This is a genomic window from Streptomyces sp. NPDC059851 (assembly GCF_042732005.1).
Taxonomy (GTDB): Bacteria; Actinomycetota; Actinomycetes; order Streptomycetales; family Streptomycetaceae; genus Streptomyces.
Genome location: NZ_JBHWJJ010000295.1, coordinates 1 through 1,694 on the forward strand (window position 1 = coordinate 1; position 1,694 = coordinate 1,694).

Genomic DNA, 1,694 nt, shown 5'->3' on the forward strand with positions numbered 1-1,694 from the left:
CTCCTCGCGCGGGTGCGGGCCGCCGACCTGGCGGCCTACGAGAACCAGGACCTGCCGTTCGAGCGGCTCGTCGAGGTCCTCAACCCGGCCCGCTCCCTGGCACGCCACCCGCTGTTCCAGGTCTGGCTGGCCCTCGACAACACCCCCGACGAGACGCTGGACCTGCCCGGCCTCGGCATCGCCATCGAGCCGACCGCGGATTCGCTCTCCAAGTTCGACCTCCTGCTCAGCCTCCGCGAGCGCCACGCCACCGACGGCACCCCCGCCGGAATCGAAGGCATCGCCCGCTACAACGCCGCCCTGTTCGACCACGCCACCGTGGAATCGGCCCTGGAGCGCCTGGCCCGCCTGCTGCGGGCCTCCGTCGCCGAGCCCGGCATGCCGATCAGCCGGGCCGACCTCCTCTCCGAGGACGAGCGACACCTGATCCTCAGCGAGTGGAACGACACGGGCCGCCCCGCCCCGGTAGAGCTGCTGCCCGCCATGTTCGAGGCACAGGCCGCCCGCACCCCGGAGGCACCCGCCGTGTCCGACGGCAGCGTCGTCCTGGCGTACTCGGAACTGGAAGCCCGCGCGAACCGGCTCGCCCACCACCTCATCGGACTCGGAGCGGGCCCCGAGCAGATCGTCGCGGTCGCCCTGCCGCGGTCCGCGGAACTCATGGTGGCCCTCCTCGCGGTCGCCAAGGCGGGGGCGGCCTACCTGCCCCTCGACCCGGAGTACCCGGCCGAGCGCATCGCCCTCATGCAGGCCCACACCGCCCCCCGCGTGCTCGTCACGGCCGGTGACGCGGCGGCCGGGCCGGCCGCCGCAACGGGAACCGAGACCGTGGTGCTCGACGACCCCGCCGTCATCGAGCGCCTCGCGCAGCAGCCGGCGACTCCCCCCGCGGACGCGGACCGCCTCCGGCCCCTGCACCCTCGCAACCCGGCCTACGTGATCTACACCTCCGGGTCCACCGGCACGCCGAAGGGCGTCATGGTCGAGCACGGAGCGCTCGCCGACTACCTGGCGGGAGCCCGCTCCGGATACCCGAGCGCCCGCGGTGCGGCGCTGCTGCACTCCTCCGTCTCGTTCGACATGACGGTCACCGCCCTCTACGTACCGCTGATCTCCGGCGGGTGCGTGGTCGTCGGCTCCCTCCGGGACGCCGACGCCGGGCAGTCGCCGCACACCGAGCGGTACACCTTCCTCAAGGCCACCCCCAGCCACCTGTCACTGCTGAGTGAACTGCCCGAGGAGTACGCCCCGACCGGCGAACTCCTGCTGGCCGGCGAACCCGTCAACGCCGCTGCCCTCGAAGCCTGGCGACGCCGCCACCCCGACGTCGCCGTGCACAACGTCTACGGCCCCACCGAAACGACGGTCAGCGCGACCGAGTACCGGCTCGCCCCCGGGGAGCCGGTGGAGGGGCACACGCTGCCCATCGGCCGCCCCCTGGACAACACGCAGGTGTACGTCCTGGACGAAGGTCTGCGGCCGGTGCCGGTGGGGACGCCGGGTGAGCTGTTCATCGCGGGTTCCGGTGTGGCCCGCGGGTACGTGGGCCGGCCGGGTCTGACGGGTGAGCGGTTCGTCGCGGACCCGTTCGGGGGCGGGGGCGGCCGGATGTACCGGACGGGTGACGTGGTGCGGTGGCGTGCGGACGGGAACCTGGAGTTCCTGGGGCGTGCGGACGACCAGGTGAAGATCCG

1 protein-coding gene is annotated in these 1,694 nt (G+C 73.4%); it reads left to right on the plus strand.

Annotation, left to right across the window (positions count from 1 at the left end; genetic code table 11):
- On the plus strand, positions 1-1,694 hold a 1,694-nt coding region (locus ACFV7Q_RS38830), incomplete at both ends, for an amino acid adenylation domain-containing protein (RefSeq protein WP_385435667.1).